The organism is Pseudomonas atacamensis (assembly GCF_017167965.1).
Taxonomy (GTDB): Bacteria; Pseudomonadota; Gammaproteobacteria; order Pseudomonadales; family Pseudomonadaceae; genus Aquipseudomonas; species Aquipseudomonas atacamensis.
This window is the reverse complement of the sequence record NZ_CP070503.1, coordinates 2379637-2400603: the sequence shown is the minus strand read 5'-3', so window position 1 is coordinate 2400603 and position 20967 is coordinate 2379637. Positions and strand designations below refer to the sequence as shown.

Sequence of the window (20967 nt, the reverse complement as noted above, 5' to 3'; positions counted from 1 at the left end):
ATTGATGCGCAGGGGTTATAAATGTAACCAGTTGATGCAAATTATTACAGACCTGATGAAAGCTGCCCTTGTGGGAGCGAGCCTGCTCGCGAATGCGGAGCATTAGTCAATGCATAGGTGACTGACCCACCGCATTCGCGAGCAGGCTCGCTCCCACATTGGATCTCGAATGGTCTGGAGACCGCGTAACCCTTATCCTTGTCGCCCCGCCGTACCCGTAGTCAGGAGTCGTTCCAATGCCCCATGAAGGCAATCTGTTGCAAGCCGCTGTCGTGTTTCTGTTCGCGGCCGTGCTCACCGTGCCTTTGGCCAAACGTCTGCAACTGGGCGCAGTGCTCGGTTATCTGTTTGCCGGGGTGATCATCGGCCCGTCGGTGCTCGGCCTGATCGGCAACCCGCAAAGCGTTGCGCATATCTCCGAGCTGGGCGTGGTGTTGCTGCTGTTCATCATCGGCCTGGAGCTGTCGCCGCGCCGCTTGTGGGTGATGCGCAAATCGGTGTTCGGCGTCGGTCTGGCGCAGGTGCTGTTGACCGCATCGGTGATCGGCGTGCTGGCGCTGTCGGTGTTCGGCCAGCCGCTGAACAGCGCCATTGTGCTGGGCCTCGGTCTGGCGCTGTCGTCCACTGCCTTTGGCTTGCAAAGCCTTGCCGAACGCAAGGAACTGACCAGTCCCCACGGGCGGCTGGCGTTTGCGATTCTGCTGTTCCAGGACATCGCGGCGATTCCATTGATCGCCCTGGTGCCGATGCTCGCCGGCGTCGATCACCACACCAGCACCGCCGACGATATTCGTCACAGCTTGCAGGTGCTCGGCGGCATTGCCGTGGTGGTGATCGGCGGGCGGTATCTGCTGCGTCCGGTGTTCCGCGTGGTGGCGAAAACCGGTCTGCCCGAGGTATCCACTGCCACGGCGTTGCTGGTGGTGATCGGCACGGCGTGGCTGATGGATCTGGTCGGCGTGTCGATGGCGTTGGGCGCGTTTCTCGCCGGTCTGCTGCTGGCGGATTCGGAATACCGGCATGAGCTGGAAGCGCAGATCGAACCGTTCAAGGGCCTGCTGCTCGGGCTGTTTTTCATCAGCGTCGGCATGGGCGCCAACCTCAGCCTGTTGTTGAGCGCGCCGATCACCGTGTTGGGCCTCACCCTGCTGCTGATCGGTCTGAAGTTGCCGCTGCTGTTCGTGGTTGGGCGCTTGGCAGGAGGATTGAACAAAATCAGCGCAATTCGCCTCGGCATCGTCCTCGCTGCCGGCGGTGAGTTTGCCTTCGTGGTGTTCAAGATCGGTCGCGATCAGGGCCTGTTCGAGCCACGGCTGTACGACTTGCTGGTGCTGACCATCACCCTGTCGATGGCGCTGACGCCGTTGTTGCTGTTGATCTGCGCGCGTCTGGTCAGCCCGAAAGTGCAGCCGGTGGAAGTGCCGGAGAAATTCCGCGAAATCGACACCGAAGCGCCGCGCGTGGTGATTGCCGGCATGGGCCGGATGGGCCAGATCGTGGCGCGGATCCTGCGCGCGCAGAACATCAAGTTCGTTGCGCTGGACACTTCGGTGGAAACCATCGAACTGTCGCGCAGCTTCGGCGGTGTGCCGGTGTTCTATGGCGACCCGATGCGCCCGGAAATCCTTCACGCGGCGAAGGTTGGCGAAGCGGAGTATTTCGTCATTGCTACGGACGATCCGGAGACCAACATCAAGACTGCCGAAGTGGTGCACAAGCTCTATCCGCACATGAAAATCATCGCCCGCGCGCGTAACCGTCAGCACGTGCATCGCCTGGTGGATGTCGGCGCGGAAGCGATTCGTGAGACCTATTATTCGAGCCTGGAAATGAGCCGGCGCACGCTGGTCGGCCTCGGTCTGACCCAAGCCCAGGCCGATGCGCGGATCAAGCGTTTCAAGCATCACGACGAACAGGTGCTGGAGGCGCAACACGCCGTCTACGACGACGCCGCCAAAGTCCTGCAGACCGCCCAGGAAGCCCGGGCGGAACTGGCCAAACTGTTTGAATCGGATCAGCTCGAAGAGGAAGCCCGCAAATCCTGATCGTGCCTTTCGCAGATCCAACTGTGGGAGAGAGCCTGCTCGCGAAAGCGTCGTGTCAGTTTGATTGTTCCCACGCTCCGCGTGGTAACACAGCCCGGGACGCTCCGCGTTCCACTTCCCGAGCTGGAACGCGGAGCGTCCCTTGAGGCATTCCCACGCAGAGCGTGGGAACGATCATGCGGGAGAGGGTCAGGCCCGTTCCAGCGCGGGCACTGGCTCGACGGCTGCAACCGCAAACCGATCCGCCAGAAACGGTGTGATATCCAGCGGCAGCGGTTCGTCATTCACCAGTTTATCCAGCAACACCCCGGTAATCGCCGAGGTCAGAATGCCGGTGCGGAAGTGCCCGCAAGCATTCAGATAACCCTCGACCCCACGCATCGGCCCGAGGATCGGCAACTCATCCGGAGAGCCCGGACGCAGCCCCGCCCATGTGCGCTTCAGATTGACGTCCACAAGCTCCGGCAGACAGCGCACCGCGCCCTGCACCAGCCCGGCGATTTCCGGGTAGGTGGTGGTGACGTCGAAGCCTTTGTCCTCGGTGGTACTGCCGATAAGGATTTCGCCGTTGTCCTTCTGCGCCACGTAGCAATCGCTGGTAGTCAGGCAGCCGTTGAGGATTCTCGGCATGCGCTCGGTCAGCAGGATCTGCCCTTTCACCGGTTTCACCGGAATACGAATTCCCGTCGCCCACTCGCTCAAATCCGCCGCCCAGGCACCGGCGGCGTTGATCAGCGTCTTGCAGTGAAACACGCCCGCTTCTGCCGTCTGCACGCCGGTCACACGAGTGCCGTGATGCAACACGCCGGTGACGTTGGTGTTGACGAAGATGTCGACGCCGTTCTGCCGCGCGCCTTCCATGTAGGCATCGGCGAGGCGGAACGGACTGACCTGATGATCGCAGAGAAACTCCAGCGCCCCACGCGCCTCATGGCTGACACTCGGTTCGGCCGCGCGCAACGCCGCCTGATCGAGCCAGCGCACTTGATCAGCCAGATGCGGAATGCAGCCGACGATGTGCTCGGCGTAGAGCCGATCTTCGTCGTCATAGATCACGAATTTCAATCCGGTCTTCTCGAACTTGCAATCCATGCCGTGGTTGTCTTTCAGTTCGCGGTGCAGCGCCGGGTACAGCGCGTTGGATTGCAAGGCAAAATCGAAAAACGACGCTGGCAAAATATGCGGCGTACTGGCGTCCACCGCGACTGCGGCGCCCTGGGTTTCGCGCTTGCGGTTGGCCGACATCATGCGAAAGAAAATCACCCCGCAACCGAGGCCGACCGACTCGCCGATCGCCCATAAACCACCCGCCGAAGCACGGGTCGCGTTGCCGGGGCGCTTGGCGTCGATCAGCGCAACTTTCAGATCTTTGCGCTTGGACAATTGGTAGGCGCAGGAGGCGCCGATCACGCCGCCACCGGCAATGACCACGTCGTAGAACTTACTCATGGCAAGCGCCCTCCGTGCCGAGAGACTGGAACGCGGAAAACGGTACCGGATCGATTGGAAAGCGTGGGCGCAGCCAACCGACATCCTGACGTCCGGTGGCCTGGCGCAAGCGATCGCTGCAATAGCCGACACACATCCGCCCCTGACAATCGCCCATGCTCACGCGGGTGCGCATTTTCAGGCTGGCGATGTCTTGCACACCCTGCTCCAGCGCCAGATCGATGTCGGCGCGGGTCGCATGTTCGCAGCGGCAGATCACCGTGTCGGCTGCGGGCAAAGCGATCTGACCAACGCCGCGCTCGGTGTAGCGATCCACCGCCGCACGAAAGCGCACGATGGCTCTGAGCTTGCTCGCGTAGCGATCGCGGCGCACCCGGGCCAGCTCGGCGTCGAGCACACCGCGTTGCAGCAGGATCGAAGTGGCGGCGATCTTGCCGGCGAGCATCGCCGCTTCGCCGCCGCGGATCCCGCCCATGTCGCCGGCCAGATGCACATGCGCCACGCTGCTTTGCTGCCAGACATTGGCGTGCGCACGCAGGTAGCCATCGTCGCTGAAGCCGTGATCTAGGCCCATCTGCTGGCTCAATTGCGTGCGCGGAATAAAACCGTAACCCACCGCCAGCGTCTGCGCTTCGAAACGCTCGACCCGCGACAGATCCGCCTCCCACGTCGACGAATACGGCGCGACGCTGACACTTTTCAATTCGCCCTCGCCGTGGGCTTCGACCACCCCCCAACCGTAGTTCATCGGGATGCCGTGCAACTTGAGGTAAGCGAGCATGCTCAAACCGTCGAGAAACAACTGCGGCTTGTTCAAGAGCGCCAGACTCTCGCGGGCGATCTTGCCGAATGCACACGCCTCGTAGACGCCAGCGACACGCACGCCGGAGGCATGCAACTGGGTCGCAACCAGCGGCAGCAACGGCCCGGTGCCGGCGATGATCACCGGCCCCCGCGGCTTGACCACGCCACTCTTGATCTGCAATTGCAGGCCGCCGAGCAGAATCACTCCCGGCAACGTCCAGCCGGGAAATGGCACGCTGCGTTCATGGCAACCGGCGGCCAGCAGCAGTTGCGGATAAGCCATCTCGTGCAGCTGTTCATCGCCATCGAGCACCACCAGAGCGCGGGTGCCTTCGGCGCCGACCACCCGATGGTTGAGGCGCACGTCGATCAGCCCTGACTGCTGCTGAAATTCACCGTGCAGTTTGTCCAGTGCTTCGGAATAACGCGGCCCGAGATAATGCAGCTGCACGCCATCGCGCAACGGCCCGCGATAGACCACACCGCCGAGGCGCGAAGCCTCTTCGAGCAAGGTGCAGCGCACGCCGTGGCGCGCCAGTTCGATGGCCGCCGCCATCCCCGCCGGCCCGCCGCCGACGATCAACGGTTGCAGGCTCATACAACCTCCTGCGCGACGACGCGGTTGACTCGGGTTTCGATCTGCATGCCGTCGCGGACCACGGTCTGGCAGGCGCGGCGTTTGTGGCGACCGTTGATTTTCACCAGACAGCACTGGCACACGCCCATGCCGCAATAGGCGCCGCTGATCTGATCATGGTCATTGCGTGCGATCTGGCGCACGCCGAGGGACTGGATGACGCTGAGAACGGTTTCGCCGATGGCGGCGCTGACCGCTTGGCCATTGATGTGCACGGTCATGTCCGCCTGCACCAAGGGCTGGATATCGAAGGTTCTTTCTAGGCAGTTCATTTACGGTGTTCGTCCGTGAAGATTCAGTTGAGGTTGTGACAGCTCCTTGCTGCACTACGCCTCGTCGACGCTTTTATTGCTGTGTTTTCAACGTCGACGCGGATACTTCGTCAGCGCAACAAGGTGCGCGACAAGCACTGTAGCTCATACCTCAGCAAAGGCCTGGATCATTTACGGTAGGCGATATCGCCAGGGGAAATATTGATCCAGGCCAGTGAAAATGGCGGGATGGAAACGGTTAGTTGGAGAAGACGTACTGGCCCCGCAGAAAGCAAAAAAGCCGCTTTCACCCGAAGATGAAAGCGGCAGAGGCATCCTGCCTCAGAGGGATCAGTGTACGAACAGGGCGATCAGGATGATGATCGGGATCGGTACGCCGAGGAAGAACAGCAGTAATGAGCGCATGGTGACTCTCCTTTTTAACGGACCGGAGTGGTAGTGGTGTAGGTCTCGACTTCAACGTACTCGACCGCATCGCGACGACGACCGCCGAAGGTGGCTGCCAGGCTGGCGAAGAACGCACCGGCCAGCAGCGCGACGAACATCCACAGCGAGGTGTAGGCAGCGACTTTCGCGGCGGTGTCGGCAGCTTGCTGGGCTTTCAGTTTCGCGTCAGCGATGGCTTTCTGGGTGTTGGCGTAGATTTCGTCGACACGACGTTCAGCATCGGCCTGGCTCAGGTTGGTACGTTGCGATACCAGTTGTGCGAGGTAGGTGCGGTCTTCGGCGCTGAGCTGACCGTTGGCCAGGCTCTGAGCGAAGATGCGGGTCACGGTGCCGCGTGCGGCGTCATCGCTGACGGCAGCCGGACGGTCGTCACGGAACAGGCTGTCGACGAAGTAGCCGTACTGATCGCTGTCAGTATTGGCTGCGGCAGAACCGGCGGCCTGGCTCATCGCACCGGCAGCACCGCCGACAACGTTAGCCCCAGCCTGCACACCGCCGCTGACGACGCTGCTGACCGAACCGACCACCAGCACAGCTGTGACCAACGTGGCGACGCACCAGGCGAGGAAGCCGTGGGCGGTGTCACGGAAGTAGACTTCGTCACCGTGCATGTTCGCCCATTTCACCCGCAGACGACCGGCAATGTAGCCGCCCATGCCGGAAGCAATGATCTGCGTCACAGCCAGCCAGACAATCGTCGAAATACCCAGGCCCTTGGCGCTGACGCCCTCTCCGGCCCACGGTGAAACCGCCGAAAAGCCCAGACCGAAACCGAGCAGCACGAGAATCATCGACAGCGCAGCGGCCGCCGCAGCACCGGCAAAGATCGCGCCCCAGGACACGCCTGAGACGCTGCTCGACTCTTCCACGGCAGGATAATAGCCATCAGGGGATCTATTCATCGTTGTACTGCTCCAGGCATGAAAAATGGTGTTACAACTCGTCAGGTGAAGAATTGCAGTGACCGTGCCAGTTACAGAAACTAAATAAACTGTTTGTTTTCAACAGGTTAGAAAGTTTGAACTTCGCTGAGCCGTGCAATTTGCAATAAACGGTCAGCGCCTGCGGGTTTTCTGCATTGATGACTGACTGGCAGATCCGATCAGTTCCGATTCACCGTCGCGACGAAGATGAAAGTTAATTTAAAGCGTCACGGTAAATTCTTGGCAAAATGCTGCCATTCCGTTTGAACCGATCAGCAGGCCTGCCTATGACTCGTATCTTGACCATCGAAGACGACGCCGTGACCGCGCGGGAAATCGTTGCCGAACTGAGCAGCCACGGGCTGGATGTCGACTGGGTCGACAATGGCCGCGAGGGCCTCGACCGTGCCGTCAGCGGCAACTACGACCTGATCACCCTCGACCGCATGTTGCCCGAGCTGGATGGTCTGGCCATCGTCACTACCCTGCGCACCATGGGCGTGGCGACGCCGATTCTGATGATCAGCGCCCTCTCCGATGTCGATGAGCGCGTGCGCGGTTTGCGCGCCGGTGGCGATGACTACCTGACCAAACCGTTCGCCACCGATGAAATGGCCGCGCGGGTCGAAGTGTTGCTGCGTCGGCAAAACAGCGTCGCCACCCAGGCCACGACATTGAACGTCGCCGACCTAGAACTCGACCTGATCAGCCATGAAGCCCGCCGCGCCGGACAGGTGCTGACGCTGCTGCCCACCGAATACAAACTGCTCGAGTTTCTGATGCGCAACAGCGGCCAGATTCTCTCGCGGATGATGATTTTCGAAGAGGTCTGGGGTTATCACTTCGACCCGGGCACCAACCTGATCGACGTGCACATCGGCCGTCTGCGCAAGAAGATCGACGCAGCCGGCAACGTTCCGCTGATCCGCACGGTACGGGGCTCCGGCTATGTCATTGCCGAACCCGTCTGACGGCTGGCGCTCGTCCAGCAGCCGCTTGCTGGCGCTGTACAGCTCGCTGTTCGTGGCCTGGAGCGCGATCCTCATGGGGGTCATGTACTACGAGGTATCCGGCTACCTCGACAAACTGGCCAAACATTCGTTGATGCAACGCCAGCATCTGTTCTCGCATTTTCGCGGCGAGCAACTCGAAGACGCGCTCGCGGCCAGCATGACCTTCGATATTCGTGGTATCGACGCCTATGGTCTGTTCAGCGCTGACGGCGTTTACCTGGGCGGCGCACTTCAGCAAATTCCCGAAGGACTGCCGCTCGACGGCAAGATCCACATGCTCGCCGAGTGCGCCGATTCCGATGACCCGACCCTGCCGAACGACAGCTGCGATGCTGTGGCCACCCAGACTCGCGACGGGCGCTGGCTGGTGCTGCTGCGTGACAATGGCTCGCTGTTCGCGGTGACGCGGATCATTTTGCACGCGTTGTTCTGGGGCGTGTCGCTGACGATTATTCCCGGGGTCGCCGGTTGGCATCTGCTGCGGCGTCGACCGTTGCAGCGCATCCGCGCGATTCAGAACAGCGCCCAGGCCATCGTTGCCGGCGACCTGACGCACCGCTTGCCGCTGTCCAATCGCCGCGATGAGCTGGACATGCTCGCCGCCATCGTCAACGCCATGCTGGAGCGCATCGAGCGCTTGATGAACGAGGTCAAAGGCGTCTGCGACAACATCGCCCACGACTTGCGCACACCGCTGACTCGCCTGCGCGCGCAGTTGTATCGGATGCAGCAACAGGCGGGCGAAGGTTCACAAGAAGCGGCGCAACTGGATCTGGTACTGGCTGAGGCGGACACGCTGATGGCGCGGTTTCGCGGACTGCTGCGGATTTCCGAACTGGAAGATCGCCAGCGCCGCTCAGGTTTCGTCGAACTTGATCCGGTGCGTTTGCTGGAGGAGTTGCACGAGTTCTATCTGCCGCTGGCCGAGGAAGGCGATCTGCGCTTTCAGTTGAACATGCCGGAGACGCTGCCGCCGCTCAATGGCGACCGCGCGTTGCTGTTCGAAGCGTTGGCGAACCTGCTGAGCAACTCGATCAAATTCACCCCGCCCGGCGGCACGGTGATGTTGCGTGGGGTCAATGCCAATGGCCAGACGCGGATCGAGGTTCACGATTCAGGCCCGGGGATTCCCGAGGCTGAACGTGAGGCGGTGTTCCAGCGGTTTTACCGCACCGAGGGTGGCCAGCCGCAGAGTGGATTCGGTCTGGGGCTGTCGATTGTTGCGGCGATTGTCAGCTTGCACGGCTTCAGTCTTGAAGTCGGCAGCAGCGATCTGGGCGGGGCGAAACTGGTGCTGGATTGTCGGCAGAGTTTGATCAGTCAGGCCTGACGTCTCGCGCCGATCGTTCCCACGCTCCGCGTGGGAATGCCTCAAGGGACGCTCCGCGTTCCGGCTTTCGAAATGGGACGCAGAGCGCCCCGGGCTGCATTCCCACGCAGAGCGTGGGAACGATCTGCGTCTCAGGTTGGGTAATTCGCTCGCAAGGCTTCGAGCCCGCCCTGGTAGATGCCGTTGAACAACGCCACCACCTCTTCATCGCTCACGCCCACCGCATTAAATCGCCCCGACCACGTCACCCGCGCGCCCTGCCCTTGGGCTTCAACCTTGATCGTCGCGAGATAATCGCTGGCCGGGAACGGTGCCTGTTCAATCGAATAGCTGTAGGTTCGGGCGGCGTTATCGAAGGTCTGCAGACGTTCGACGACCACGCCGCCGTCAGCGGTTTGCAGGGTGCGTACGCGCCCGCCTTCGCTCAGTTCACTGTTGGTAATCAACGGCAGCCAGTCCGGCAGCGTGTTGAAGCCGCCGATCAATTGCCAGACCTGATCGGCCGCGGCCGGGATGTCGATGGTTGCAGATGCTGTTGGCATAAAACCTCTCTTTCGGAAATTTCAGATAGTCAGGCTGTCGACCACACCGCCATCAACGCGCAAGGCCGCGCCCGTGGTGGCCGAAGACAGCGGTGAAGCGATATAGGTGACCAGATGCGCCACTTCCGAAACATCCGCCACGCGCTGGATGATCGAAGTCGGACGGGCCTTGCGCACAAAGGCGTCGGCTTCGTCGCGCAGGTCGCGCCCGGATTCGGCGGCCGCGTCTCTGAGCATGTCCTGCAGGCCATCGGTGAAAGTCGGTCCCGGCAGGATCGCATTGACCGTGACCCCGGTGCCAGCCAGACGTTTGGCCAAGCCGTGGGACACCGCGAGGTTGGCGCTTTTGGTCACGCCGTAATTGAGCATGTCAGCCGGCGTCGCCACCCCGGATTCCGATGACAGAAAGATCACCCGGCCCCAACCCTGCTCGACCATCGCCGGCACGTAATGCCGCGCCAGGCGCACGCCGGAAATCACGTTGACTTCATAGAAGCGCGTCCACTCGCTGTCGGGAGTCTCGAAGAAATCGACGTCGTTGAAGATGCCGAGGTTGTTGACCAGAATGTCCGCGCGCGGTTCGGCGGCGAAAAGCTTTTCCGCGCCCTCGGCCGTGCCCAGATCGGCGGTAAGACCACGCAACTGCGCGCGGGGCACCGCTTCGCGTATGCTCGCCAGCGCCTGCTCGACCTTGGCCATGTCGCGACCGATGACCACCACCGTCGCCCCGGCTTCGGCCAGCGACTGGCTGATGCCCAGACCGATGCCGCCGGTACTGCCGCTGACAATGGCCAGTTTTCCACTCAGATCGATCTTCATGCGTTTACCTCATTAGCAAGGAGTTCCACCGCGCTCGACTTTGGCGACGATTTCACAAGCATGGATCAGCGTAGTTGCGATATTGCCGGCATGGTTGAGCTGCCGACCGGTGACGGGGATGTGGTTTGATCGACGATCCCCTGTCTCTGGCAGACCGTAGCCCCTCACCCTAGCCCTCTCCCGGGGGAGAGGGAACCGACCGAGTTGTGCTGAACTTGACGTCGACCTGAAAGACCATAGCGATTATGGATTCAGAGAAGACCTTTCACGTCGGCGTATTACCTGAATATCCCCCGGTCAGTCCCCTCTCCCTCCGGGAGAGGGCTAGGGTGAGGGGCATTTCGGAACAGATCAGATTTCCGTCAGACGAAGCAGACCATCGGCGCCGACCCTGACGCCGATCGCATCGTAACTGGCCAACGTCGCATGCGCCGTTTCGATCGGGTGCTGGTGCGTGGTGGTGATGATCATCAACGCCGCGCCCGCCGACTCCGCAGCCTGAATACCAACCGTGGCGTCTTCAAAAATCAGACAGTCATCCGGCTCGACACCGAGCTTTTTCGCCGCCAGCAGATACCCCGCAGGATCAGGCTTGCCAGCCTTTACATCTTCCGCCGTGATCATCACCGCCGGCTCCGGAATCCCCGCAGCCGCCATCCGCCGCAACGCCAGATCGCGAGGCGCCGACGTCACCATCGCCCAACGGTTTTTCGGCAGCGCGTTGAGAAAGGCTGCCGCCGCAGGAATCTCGACAATGCCTTCAACGTCATTGATTTCCGCTGCGGTGATGAACGCTGCTTGTTGCTCGGCATCCACGCCCGGCAGACTCAGCCGGGTGATCGTGTCGATCGCACGCGCGCCATGGATGGTCGGCAGGAACGTCTCGACATCAACGCCATGGCGCACCGCCCACGCTGACCAGATGCGCTCGGCGGCGGCGATGGAGTTGAGGACGGTGCCGTCCATGTCGAACAGGAACGCGCCGAACGCGCGATCAAAAACCGATGCTTGTGCAGACAAGAGAGCAAATCCTCTGACAGTTGGCCGGGCAGGCTGGCCCGGCAATGTAGCACTTGTCAGTGCAGCTGCGGGGCCTTGGATTTGAACGCACTTTCCACACAATCGAGCAACTGACCGATCGCCCACGGCTTCTTGATGAACGCCACCGAGTGCTTGACCCCGGAGGTCTCGGGCGTTTCATAGCCGGACATGACCATCACCGGTTTTTCCGGCCAGCGGTCGCCGAACAGATTAGCCAGGTCCGCGCCGTTAAGCGTGCCGGGCATGGTGATGTCGGTCAGCAGCAGCGCAACGTCGGCTGCATGTTTTTCCAGATACAGTGAGGCGGCGTCGGCGCTGGTTTGCGGTTCGACCTTGAACCCTTCCTCCTGGAGAATTTCGCAAAGGAACTCCAGAATCAACGGATCGTCCTCGACAACCAGAATCAACCCGCCAGGAAGGTGCGCGCTCGACGTAGGTGTAGGGCACATGAACAGCACTCCCCCGAATTACATTTTTGATAAGCGGTTTGAATCCGCTGCTTATCAGGTATGAGCAGCGCGCCTTGTAGAAATTCACTTTTGATACAGCAGATTTCGACAAGGTGTTGTTTTTCGGAGCGCAGCGCCCGTCGAAAACCTTCATTTGTGGGTAAAATGCCGGCCCTTTGAACGGCCGAACCGTAATCCATGAACCCTCAAGCCCTCGCGACCCTCCACGCTCATTTGCTACCCGCACTCGCGGCGGCGCCCAGCGAAACCCGTCGGTTGTTTCACGGGCGCGGACGCTGCTGGCCGGGGCTGGAGCAGTTGACCGTGGACTGGTTGCAGGGCGTGGTACTGGTGTCGCTGTTCAAGGAACCGGCGCCTGAGCAGCTGCAAGATCTGCGGGATTCGCTGCTGCTCCTCGCCGCCTCGGCCGAGTGGCAGCAGTCCGGCGCGCACACTTTGCTGATCCAGCACCGTTATCTGCCGCAAAGCACGGCCGAATGGCTGATCGGTGAGGAAATCGAAGAAATGACCATCGTCGAGGGTGGCTTGCAGTACCGCGTCGACCTGGGGCGCAAGCAGAACGCCGGGCTGTTTCTCGACATGCGTTACGGACGCAACTGGGTGCGCGAACAGGCGGCGGGCAAGCGGGTGTTGAACCTGTTCGCCTACACCTGCGGCTTTTCCGTGGCGGCAATCGAGGGCGGCGCCAGCCATGTGGTCAACCTCGACATGTCCCGCGCCGCGCTGAGCCGAGGTCGCGACAATCACCGCCTGAACGGCCACGACCTGAGCAAGGTCAGCTTTCTCGGTCACGACCTGTTCAAATCCTGGGGCAAGGTGATCAACAGCGGCCCGTACGATCTGGTGATCATCGACCCGCCGTCGTTTCAGAAAGGCAGCTTTTTGCTGACCAAGGATTATCAACGGGTGTTGCGCCGCTTGCCGGAACTGTTGACCGCGCAAGGCACGGTGCTGGCGTGCATGAACGACCCGTCGTTCGGTTCCGACTTTCTGATTGATGGCGTGACCCAGGAAGCGCCGAGCCTGCGCTTCGAGCAACGGCTGGACAACCCGCCAGAGTTTCCCGATATCGATTCAGAGAGCGGCCTGAAAGCCCTGGTCTTCCAGCGCAGCCACTGACACAGCGTAAGTTCACCTGTGGGAGCGAGCCTGCTCGCGAAAGCGCAGTGTCAGATAACAATTTTGTTGACTGATACACCGCTTTCGCAAGCAGGCTCGCCCCCACACAAGTTCTGTGTTGATCAAAAAACCGTCGGCCGCAGCACCAATGCAAACAACTCACCATGCCCGGTGACGTTGAGCTTGTGATCACCGATCCCGAGGACTACAAAAAAGCCGAAGCATTGCTGCTCAAGCTGCGCCCGCACATCGCCTACTTCAACTCTTCGAAGTTCATCAGCGATCTGTCCAACGGTAATATCTGCGTGGCGGTTGGCTGGTCCGGGGCGATGCTCGAAGCCAAGACCAACGCCGAGCAGGCCAACAACGGCGTAAAGATCGCCTACAGCCTGCCCAAGGAAGGCGCGCCGGTGTGGTTCGACACTCTGGTGCTGCTCAAGGACGCCCCCAATCGCGCCCAAGGCCTGGCGTTTATCGATTACCTGCTGCGACCGGAGGTGATCGCGCCGGTCAGTGATCACCTGTCGTACCCGAATGGCAATCGCGCCGCGACAACGCTGGTGGCAGCAGCCACTCGCGACAACCCGGCGGTCTACCCGTCCCCTGCCGCCATGGCCACCCTCTACACCCTCGAACCCTTGCCCAAAGCCGTCGAACGCGTGCGTACGCGGGTGTGGAGCAAGAAGGTCAAGAACGGCCAGTAACCCGCGCAAGAAATCTGCCTGCCTCATCCGAGCGGTAAGCCGCCCGACCTTTGAATGAAGAGACTGAATCTTATGAATCCGCGTGCCCGTGATCTCGATATCCTGATTGGCCAGATGCAACCTGGCCCGCTCAACGCCATTACCGATGTGCCGGGGGTGCGCGTCGGTCACAGCAATGTACGCGGTCGCAGCAGCAGCGGCCGTGACATCTGCACTGGCGTCACGCTGATCGAGCCGCGCCCCGGCTCGACCAGCCAGCAACCGTGCTTTGCCGGCGTGCATGTACTCAATGGCAACGGTGATGCGACCGGCCTGGAATGGATTCGCGAGGCCGGTCTGCTGACCAGTCCGATTGCCTTTACCAACACCCACAGCCTGGGTGTGGTGCGTGATGCGCTGATTGTGCTGGACCGAGAGCAACAGCCGGATGACGGGCGGCTTTACTGGAATATGCCGGTGGTGCTGGAGACCTTCGATGGGCTGCTCAATGACATCAACGGCTTTCACGTCAAACCAGAGCATGTCGCCGAGGCACTGAACGGCGCCGTGGACGGGCCGGTAGTCGAAGGTGCGGTGGGCGGTGGCAGCGGCATGATCTGCCATGAATTCAAGGGTGGCATCGGCACCGCATCGCGCCGTTTGAGTGCTGCCCAGGGAGGCTGGACCGTTGGCGCGATCGTGCAGGCCAACCACGGCATTCGCAGTGAATTACGCGTCGATGGTTACCCGGTCGGGCGCTATATGGAACAGAAGGATTCACCGTTCCTGCGGGCAGCGCTGCCGCACCCGGGCATGGGCTCGATCGTCGTCTGCCTGGCGACTGATGCGCCGCTGCTGCCCCATCAATGCACGCGTCTGGCACAGCGTGCCAGCCTGGGCCTGGCGCGTACCGGCGGCGGTAACGAAGACCACAGCGGCGACATCTTCATTGCCTTCGCCACTGGCAATGATCACGTCCCGCCCGCCGCTTACGAGGCTAAACGCGCAGCCACCTGCGACGGTTTGCGCATGGTCAACAACGACCACATCAGCGAGCTGTTTCTGGCCGCGACCGAAGCCGTGGAAGAAGCGATCATCAATGCCCTGCTCGCCAGCAACAGCAGCGAGGGCAACGGTCATTCGGTGCCGGGCCTGGATGGGCAGACGCTTCTGGCGGCGCTGAAAAAATCCGGTTGGCCGGGATCGCGCCCGGCGTGAACCGGCATTGTGCAAGGACGACTGGCGGTACTTGAGTCGTCCATTGCACGCTCCTAGGATGAAGCTACGCGGTGACTGGATTGATCCGGCGCTGCGTAGGCGTGGGTGTTCTGAACCCCAATCAAGCCCACGCTTTGCTTCACACGCCTCTTGAGCCTCACGGGCTCTACTTCCTCCCCATCAAAGAGCTTTGAGGCTCTTTTTTTGTCTGCGTATTTCAGTCCTCGCCGAGACCTTCGGCACGAATCGAACGCCACGCCGCTTGCGCGAGCACTTGGCGATAGGCGCTCGGGCTGCCTTTGACTCGCCCTGCCAGCCAAGCTCGGCAGTAGCTGTCCGCTTGGCCAATGATCAGCGATGGCAGCAGCTCGGCAGGCAAATCCTGCAGTTCGGCGGCGCGACCCGATTGCGCCAGCCATTGGCGCAGACGCAGGTTGCGCGTCTTGTTGCGCTCGGCCAGCTCGTCCTTGAACGGGCCTTTGGTCACGGCGAACCGCGCGTGGTACTGGAAACGCGCCCACTGCGGCTGTTGCTCGACCCAGTCGACATAGCTGAAGACCAGCGCCTGCACGCCTTCTTCAGTGGTATTGGCCGCGTCCAGATACGCATCACGCAAACGCGCCTGATCCTCCAGCGCGGTGAAAAACAGCGCCGCGACCAGCCCTTCCTTGTTGCCGAAATGGTGGTAGATCGCGCCGACGCTGGTGTCGCACTCGGCACGGATCATTTCGATGGTGGTGGCTTCGATCCCCTGTTCATTGAACAGGCTCAGGGCCTTGCGAAAGATATCGCGTTTGAGTTCGGCGCGGCGGCCGGGGTAGCTGCGTTCCAGTAGATCGGCGGTGTCCATGCTGCTCGGGTCCAAAAACGGAGGTTCAAAAAGGCATCAAGTGCCCGGGAACAAATCGCGCCTAGGTTGACAGATTTGCCGCGAACAGAATACCGTTCCGTTACAGAATATTATTCTGTAACGGAACATCATTCTGCAAACTACCCAGCGAGGCTTCCCATGAGTCAATCTCTCAGCATGTTCAACAGCGTCGGCCCGGATGCATTCAGCAAAATGGCCTGCCAGTTCGCCCCGTACTTCAGCAGCATCAATCCGCTGATTTCCGAGTTGCGCCCGAATGCCGCCACCGTGCAAGTGCCGTTTCGCAAGGAAATCACCAACCACCTCGGCACGGTGCACGCGATCGCCATGTGCAACGCGGCAGAACTGGCCGGCGGAATGATGACCGACGTGTCGATCCCGGCCGGCGCGCGCTGGATTCCCAAAGGCATGACCGTGGAATATCTGGCCAAGGCGAAAACCGACGTCACCGCTGTGGCCAGCGCTGAAGGTGTGGATTGGCAAAGTGATGGCGACAAGGTAGTCAACGTCGACATTCACGATTGCGAGGGTAAAAAAGTCTTCACCGCGCGTATCACCATGAACGTCAAGCTCGGTTGAGAAGCAGATACAAAAAAGCCCTTGCCGCGGGATGCGCAGCAAGGGCTTTTGATTGGCCGACGATCAGTGCAGGGTCAGGCGCTGACGGACAAATTCTTCTACGTGGCGGCTGGTCTGGTCCAGATGGCGGTCGCGTTGTTTTTCCGCATCGAGCATCGCGCGCTTGCCGTTCTTCTGCAGCAGATAGGAGTGAATCTGCTGCACTTCCAGCGAGCGATAGATCGGCGTGGTGTCGATGAACCCGCGCAGGCCGTTGCTGCGGTAATGCCGCGTGCTCATCAGCACCTGCGTTTCGCGCTGGCCGATCACTTCAAAACCCAGTGCCTCGAAATACGGGACCTTGCCAATGCTGCAGGCCAGTTCCGCATGCGGATAGCGCCCGACCATGTCCGTGAGCATCGCCCGCGCCACACCTTGGCGCCGATGGCCTTCACGCACCGCCATGTACGCGACGCTGCACGCCTCCCAATCGCCCTGCACCGGCAGACAGATGAGAAATCCGATGACTTGCTCTGGATCCTCATCGTCAGTGGCCACCAGCAATTCCACCTCGGTGCCCTTCTGGCCGTTCAACGCCTCGAGGTAGAGATGCACCTCATAACCCACCGCGTACTGATAAACGTTGTACAGCAGATTGCTCGGGCCGAGGCCGACCGCACTGATGTCGGTCAGGTAATCGACGACCATTTGCAGGATCTGGCTGTTGACGTTTTCCGGGCATGGGGAGGTGTAGTGGGTGATGCGTGGCATGGGCAAACTCCGGCGATAAAAAACGTTGCCGATGATCAGAGCCGTCGACGAACCGCGACATCATACCGTGCCGGATCTATTGAACCGTCACTGTTGTGGCGCCACCACCCTGAATTTGATGTTGATGTCCCTCGACACCACGCTGTCAGCCCACTCCCCTGCGCCGAGGCCGAACTCCTCTCGATTGAGCACCAGCTCACCGTCGAAGATGCCGATGGCGTTGTCCGGTTTCAACTCCACCGGCACCTCGACCTCGCGAGTGATGCCCTTGAGCGTGAGCTGACCGGCGACTTGGTAACGATGCTCGTCCACTTGAGTAAAACGGCTGGACTTGAACACCGCGAGCGGGAATTTCCCGGTGTCGAACCACGCCGGTTTCACCAGTTCGGTATTGGCGTCTTCACTGCCGGCATCGATGCTGGCGAGATCGATATGCAGCGTGGTCTGGGCTTTGCCGAGGTCGTCGGTATCGAAGTCCAGCGTCGCCTCGAAATTGCCGAAGGTGCCGTACATTCGCGAGCCCATCTGGTTGTAGGTGAAACTGATCTGGCTGGCGCTGGTGTTGACCCGGTTATATTCAGCCGCCTGCGCACCGACCATGACGCACGATGTAAACGCGGCAACCAGCAGCAATCGCAACGTCATGACATTCTCCTGGCGGCGTGCGTCGTCGAGGGCCTTGGTTGACTTAAGCAAACAACCCGTTGTTATGCCAGCGCCTATATCAACCGCTCGATCTTCTGATGCTTCCACACCAATTTGTAATACAGGGTCTGCAAAATCAGCATTCCCAGATAGGCAACCGGAAACGCCATCCACACACCCTGCAAACCGAACTGCCCGTCGAGCCAGTAAGCCGCTGGCAGCTGCACGCCGACCACACAAACAATCGAGATGACCACCGGCACCAGTACCGTGCCGCTGGCCCGCATGATCCCGCCGATGATGGCCTGGAAACCGAACACCAACAGGCTCCAGAGCATGATATGCAGCAGGTGCTCGGCCATCGCCCGGGTCGAGTCCTCGGTGAGGAACAGGCCCAGCAACCAGTGCGATAACAGATAACCCAGCACAATCAGGCCACCGGTCAGGCACACATTGATCAACAGCCCGGTGCGCAGGATCGGACCCATGCGTTGCAGATGCCCGGCGCCGATTGCCTGGGCACCAAGGATCGATGCGGTGATTGCAATCGACAGCGCCGGAAACTGCACATAGTTGACGATCTGCGTTACTGCGCCATACGCCGCTGTCGCTTGCGAGCCGTGCTGATTGACCAGTGCCAGGATCACCAGCTCCGATAACGACAGGACGATCATCTGTACCCCGGTGGGCAGGCCGATGCGCAGGACCTTGCCGAGAATCACCCGATCCAGTCGCAATGCGGCAAAGAACTCTCGATCCGGCGCCAGCGGATGGCCCTTGCGGATCAGCCGCCAAGCCAGCCACGCCATTGCCGACAGATTCCCCGCCAGCCCGGCATACGCCGCGCTCTGAATGCCCAATGGCGGCAAACCCAGCCAGCCGCGAATCAACGCCGGCGTCAGCGCCAGCCCCACGGCGGTGGAGACGATCAGCGCGAGCAGTGGCGACAGCGTATCGCTGACCCCACGCAGCAATTGGGTGAACAGCACGAATACCAGTAGCGATGGCAGAATCCACAACATGACGTGGGCATAGTCCACCGCATCGTCGAGCACATCCGCCGGCGTGCCCAACCCCGTCAGTGCCTGTCGCGCAAACACCGTGCCCAGCACCGCCGCGACCAAACCGATCAACACACCCAGCAGCAACGTCGCTCCGGCAATCGCTTTGACCATATGCGTTTCGCGCGCGCCCCACGCCTGACCGATCAACACGCCCGCGCCAGCGCCGAGGCCGATGACCAGGGCGATGAAAAAGAATACGACAGGAAACATGCCGGATACGGCCCCAAGCGCTTGGGTGCCGAGCATCTGACCGATGTAGATGCTGTTGACCGTCCCGGACATCGATTGCAGGAAGTTCGACAGCACCATCGGCGCGAGAAACAGCAGATAGGTTTGCCAGAGCGGTTTGGCGAAGGTGGCGCTTTGCATTGAATGGAGGTCCATCTCGACGGCGGCAGGCCTGATTGACGATAGCTTCGGTGAGTTGCGTGCAGCGTGCAATCAACATTTCCAGACAGTGTTGATTGTCTGTTTTGCATTTGTGTAAATGCCGTGCATCGCTTTGTGTCAGTGTTGCGGCTGTGGTAAATCAGCGACTCTGTCGACACGTACTATTGAGGCTCGGTTCATGCGTAACGTTGCAAATTTTCTGCTTGGCTCCCTCCTCGCTCTGTCGGCCGCCTACGCGCAGGCAGCCGCACCCGCAGCGGCGCCTGCTTCATTGAAACCGCTACTGGCCACTTTGAATGAACGCCTGAGCATCGGTGATCTGGTTGCGTTGACCAAGTGGGACAGCGGCAAGCCGATCCAGGACAGCCCGCGTGAGGCGCAGGTCATCGCCAATGCCCGAACTCTGGCCACCGAACACAAACTCGATCCGGACGACGTCGCGCAACTGATCGCCGCACAGATGGAAGCGAACAAACTGGTGCAATACGGTCTGCTCGCACAATGGCAAGCGGCAGGTGCTGCACCGGACACACCGCGTCCGGATCTGGGCAAACAGATCCGCCCGCGCCTGGATGAACTGCAAAAGCGCTTGTTGCAGCAGTACGCCGCCTTCGCGCCCTATCGCCAGGATCCGAATTGCCCTGCATGGCTGGCCGATGTCCGCAACGGTCTGGCCGCGGATTCGCTGCACGACCTGGCGCTGATTCGTGCCAGCGGCGAGTTGTGCATCCGGGCGAAAGCGCTCTGAATCACCGCTCCTGGCAAACATCATCGGCGTCGATGTTCACCATCACGTCAATGAAGTTCTCATAAAAACTGCGCGGCGTAACATCGGCTCCAGACAAACAAACAACTTTCTGGAGCACACGATCATGAAACGCCAAACCCTTCTCGGCATCGCTTTCTCGGTTTTCGCAGTTAACGCTTTTGCAGTAACGCCTGCTCACACCCTGGTCGCTGAAGGCGGCTCGGACAAGCTGATCGAAAGCCGTCTGGCTGAAGGTGGTTCGGATCGTCTGATCGAACGTCGCGTTGCCGAAGGTGGTTCGGATCGTCTGCTCGAACGCCGCGTTGCTGAAGGCGGTTCGGATCGTCTGATCGAACGCCGCGTTGCTGAAGGCGGTTCGGATCGTCTGATCGAACGCCGTGTTGCTGAAGGTGGTTCGGATCGTCTGATCGAGCGCCGCGTTGCTGAAGGCGGTTCGGATCGTCTGCTCGAACGCCGCGTCGCTGAAGGTGGCTCTGATCGTCTGATCGAACGCCGCGTCGCTGAAGGTGGCTCTGATCGTCTGATCGAACGCCGCGTTGCATGAGTCTACTGCATGACCGCAACACTCATGAAAAAGCCCGGCCTGATCAGCCGGGCTTTTTTGCATTCAGCCGTCGCTTATTGCGCGGTTTTCAGCTTGACCACGTCACCGGAGATGGTGGTGGTGTAGCCGGTCAGAACCCAGGCCCAGAACCAGTTTTCCTGAACCTGCGTGTTGATCATTGCATCGCCGCCCTTGGCTTGGATGGCCGCGTTTTGCGCGCGCACAAATCGGCTGTTCTGGCGGATCGGGATAATGCCAAACAGCAGCAGGCCGGTGGCCGATGCTTCGCTGTGGCCAACCACGGTGTATTGGTTGCTGTCGTAATGGGCGGTTTTCATCGGGGCGCCGGTGCAACCTGCCAGAACCACACCGAACAGTGCGGCGGCGACTACTTTGCTGAGGTATTTCACAGTAAAACTCCATGGGGAAACGCCCGGGATCCGTCTCTCGGGCGGCGCGCATTCTAAACAAAATGATGGCTCATTGGCATCAATCTTCTTTGTATTTACTTGAACCCGTTCGCTGGCCCGCCGTCGGCGATGT

21 protein-coding genes and 1 pseudogene are annotated in these 20967 nt (G+C 60.7%); 9 read left to right on the top strand and 13 right to left on the bottom strand.

What is annotated here, in order from left to right; translation table 11 throughout:
• Window positions 1–236: 236 nt before the first annotated feature.
• Window positions 237–2045 (top strand): monovalent cation:proton antiporter-2 (CPA2) family protein, encoded by a 1809-nt coding sequence (locus tag JWU58_RS10970; RefSeq protein ID WP_024013370.1) that lies wholly within the window; start codon window positions 237–239, stop codon window positions 2043–2045.
• 189 nt (window positions 2046–2234) lie between these two features.
• On the opposite strand, the gene hcnC is transcribed toward JWU58_RS10970, so the two are convergent.
• The 4 genes from hcnC to JWU58_RS10950 form a co-directional block, all read right to left on the bottom strand.
• Complete coding sequence (gene hcnC / locus JWU58_RS10965; RefSeq protein ID WP_206421918.1) at window positions 2235–3494, bottom strand: cyanide-forming glycine dehydrogenase subunit HcnC; 1260 nt, start codon at window positions 3492–3494, stop codon at window positions 2235–2237.
• Window positions 3487–4896, bottom strand: a complete 1410-nt coding sequence (gene hcnB, locus JWU58_RS10960; protein WP_206421917.1) for a cyanide-forming glycine dehydrogenase subunit HcnB — start codon at window positions 4894–4896, stop codon at window positions 3487–3489. The genes hcnC and hcnB overlap by 8 nt, the downstream gene beginning before the upstream one ends.
• Complete coding sequence (locus tag JWU58_RS10955) at window positions 4893–5207, bottom strand: (2Fe-2S)-binding protein (RefSeq protein ID WP_016775225.1); 315 nt, start codon at window positions 5205–5207, stop codon at window positions 4893–4895. Before JWU58_RS10955 ends, hcnB begins: the two co-directional genes overlap by 4 nt.
• Before the next feature lie 419 nt (window positions 5208–5626).
• Complete coding sequence (locus tag JWU58_RS10950) at window positions 5627–6556, bottom strand: hypothetical protein (protein WP_206421916.1); 930 nt, start codon at window positions 6554–6556, stop codon at window positions 5627–5629.
• Between the two features lie 308 nt (window positions 6557–6864).
• On the opposite strand from JWU58_RS10950, the gene JWU58_RS10945 reads away from it, so the two are divergent.
• Both JWU58_RS10945 and JWU58_RS10940 read left to right on the top strand, forming a co-directional pair.
• The gene (locus JWU58_RS10945; protein ID WP_016775228.1) at window positions 6865–7548 is read left to right on the top strand and encodes a response regulator transcription factor; all 684 of its coding nucleotides are present in this window, start codon (window positions 6865–6867) and stop codon (window positions 7546–7548) included.
• The gene (locus tag JWU58_RS10940; RefSeq protein WP_110600882.1) at window positions 7526–8920 is read left to right on the top strand and encodes a sensor histidine kinase; all 1395 of its coding nucleotides are present in this window, start codon (window positions 7526–7528) and stop codon (window positions 8918–8920) included. The genes JWU58_RS10945 and JWU58_RS10940 overlap by 23 nt, the downstream gene beginning before the upstream one ends.
• A 131-nt stretch (window positions 8921–9051) precedes the next feature.
• On the opposite strand, the gene JWU58_RS10935 is transcribed toward JWU58_RS10940, so the two are convergent.
• The 4 genes from JWU58_RS10935 to JWU58_RS10920 form a co-directional block, all read right to left on the bottom strand.
• Window positions 9052–9462, bottom strand: a complete 411-nt coding sequence (locus tag JWU58_RS10935) for an SRPBCC family protein (protein WP_123442154.1) — start codon at window positions 9460–9462, stop codon at window positions 9052–9054.
• A gap of 21 nt (window positions 9463–9483) precedes the next feature.
• Window positions 9484–10281 carry an SDR family NAD(P)-dependent oxidoreductase gene (locus JWU58_RS10930; RefSeq protein WP_206421915.1) on the bottom strand — a complete coding sequence of 266 codons (798 nt, stop codon included), beginning with the start codon at window positions 10279–10281 and terminating at the stop codon, window positions 9484–9486.
• Between the two features lie 351 nt (window positions 10282–10632).
• Window positions 10633–11301: an HAD family hydrolase gene (locus tag JWU58_RS10925; RefSeq protein WP_206421914.1), complete on the bottom strand. Its 669-nt coding sequence runs from the start codon at window positions 11299–11301 to the stop codon at window positions 10633–10635.
• A 56-nt stretch (window positions 11302–11357) separates the two neighbouring features.
• On the bottom strand, window positions 11358–11771 hold the full coding sequence (locus JWU58_RS10920) for a response regulator (protein ID WP_016775233.1): 414 nt from the start codon (window positions 11769–11771) through the stop codon (window positions 11358–11360).
• Between the two features lie 198 nt (window positions 11772–11969).
• Here JWU58_RS10920 and JWU58_RS10915 point away from each other — a divergent pair, with 198 nt between their 5' ends.
• From JWU58_RS10915 to JWU58_RS10905, 3 genes and pseudogenes are all read left to right on the top strand, one after another.
• The gene (locus JWU58_RS10915) at window positions 11970–12911 is read left to right on the top strand and encodes a class I SAM-dependent methyltransferase (RefSeq protein ID WP_206421913.1); all 942 of its coding nucleotides are present in this window, start codon (window positions 11970–11972) and stop codon (window positions 12909–12911) included.
• A gap of 191 nt (window positions 12912–13102) precedes the next feature.
• Window positions 13103–13615, top strand: a pseudogene (locus JWU58_RS10910) (extracellular solute-binding protein); the annotation flags it as partial.
• Window positions 13616–13687: 72 nt separating this feature from the next.
• A complete protein-coding gene (locus JWU58_RS10905; protein WP_206421912.1) occupies window positions 13688–14812 on the top strand; it encodes a DmpA family aminopeptidase in 1125 nt (374 codons plus the stop codon).
• Between the two features lie 217 nt (window positions 14813–15029).
• Here JWU58_RS10905 and JWU58_RS10900 read toward each other — a convergent pair whose 3' ends face one another.
• A complete protein-coding gene (locus tag JWU58_RS10900) occupies window positions 15030–15662 on the bottom strand; it encodes a TetR/AcrR family transcriptional regulator (protein ID WP_206421911.1) in 633 nt (210 codons plus the stop codon).
• Window positions 15663–15821: 159 nt separating this feature from the next.
• On the opposite strand from JWU58_RS10900, the gene JWU58_RS10895 reads away from it, so the two are divergent.
• The gene (locus JWU58_RS10895; protein ID WP_024013379.1) at window positions 15822–16262 is read left to right on the top strand and encodes a hotdog fold domain-containing protein; all 441 of its coding nucleotides are present in this window, start codon (window positions 15822–15824) and stop codon (window positions 16260–16262) included.
• Between the two features lie 63 nt (window positions 16263–16325).
• Here JWU58_RS10895 and JWU58_RS10890 read toward each other — a convergent pair whose 3' ends face one another.
• The 3 genes from JWU58_RS10890 to JWU58_RS10880 all read right to left on the bottom strand — a co-directional run bounded on the left by JWU58_RS10890 (window position 16326) and on the right by JWU58_RS10880 (window position 19090).
• On the bottom strand, window positions 16326–17012 hold the full coding sequence (locus JWU58_RS10890) for a GNAT family N-acetyltransferase (protein ID WP_206421910.1): 687 nt from the start codon (window positions 17010–17012) through the stop codon (window positions 16326–16328).
• 87 nt (window positions 17013–17099) lie between these two features.
• Entirely contained in the window at window positions 17100–17657 is a 558-nt protein-coding gene (locus JWU58_RS10885; RefSeq protein WP_016775238.1) for a YceI family protein, read from the bottom strand.
• A 74-nt stretch (window positions 17658–17731) separates the two neighbouring features.
• On the bottom strand, window positions 17732–19090 hold the full coding sequence (locus JWU58_RS10880; RefSeq protein WP_206421909.1) for an MATE family efflux transporter: 1359 nt from the start codon (window positions 19088–19090) through the stop codon (window positions 17732–17734).
• Window positions 19091–19289: 199 nt separating this feature from the next.
• Between JWU58_RS10880 and JWU58_RS10875 the strand changes: the two genes are divergently transcribed.
• Window positions 19290–19859 carry a chorismate mutase gene (locus tag JWU58_RS10875; protein WP_206421908.1) on the top strand — a complete coding sequence of 190 codons (570 nt, stop codon included), beginning with the start codon at window positions 19290–19292 and terminating at the stop codon, window positions 19857–19859.
• 124 nt (window positions 19860–19983) lie between these two features.
• Window positions 19984–20424 (top strand): phage infection protein, encoded by a 441-nt coding sequence (locus tag JWU58_RS10870; RefSeq protein WP_206421907.1) that lies wholly within the window; start codon window positions 19984–19986, stop codon window positions 20422–20424.
• Between the two features lie 74 nt (window positions 20425–20498).
• Here JWU58_RS10870 and JWU58_RS10865 read toward each other — a convergent pair whose 3' ends face one another.
• Window positions 20499–20834: a hypothetical protein gene (locus tag JWU58_RS10865; RefSeq protein WP_024013386.1), complete on the bottom strand. Its 336-nt coding sequence runs from the start codon at window positions 20832–20834 to the stop codon at window positions 20499–20501.
• Between the last annotated feature and the right edge of the window lie 133 nt (window positions 20835–20967).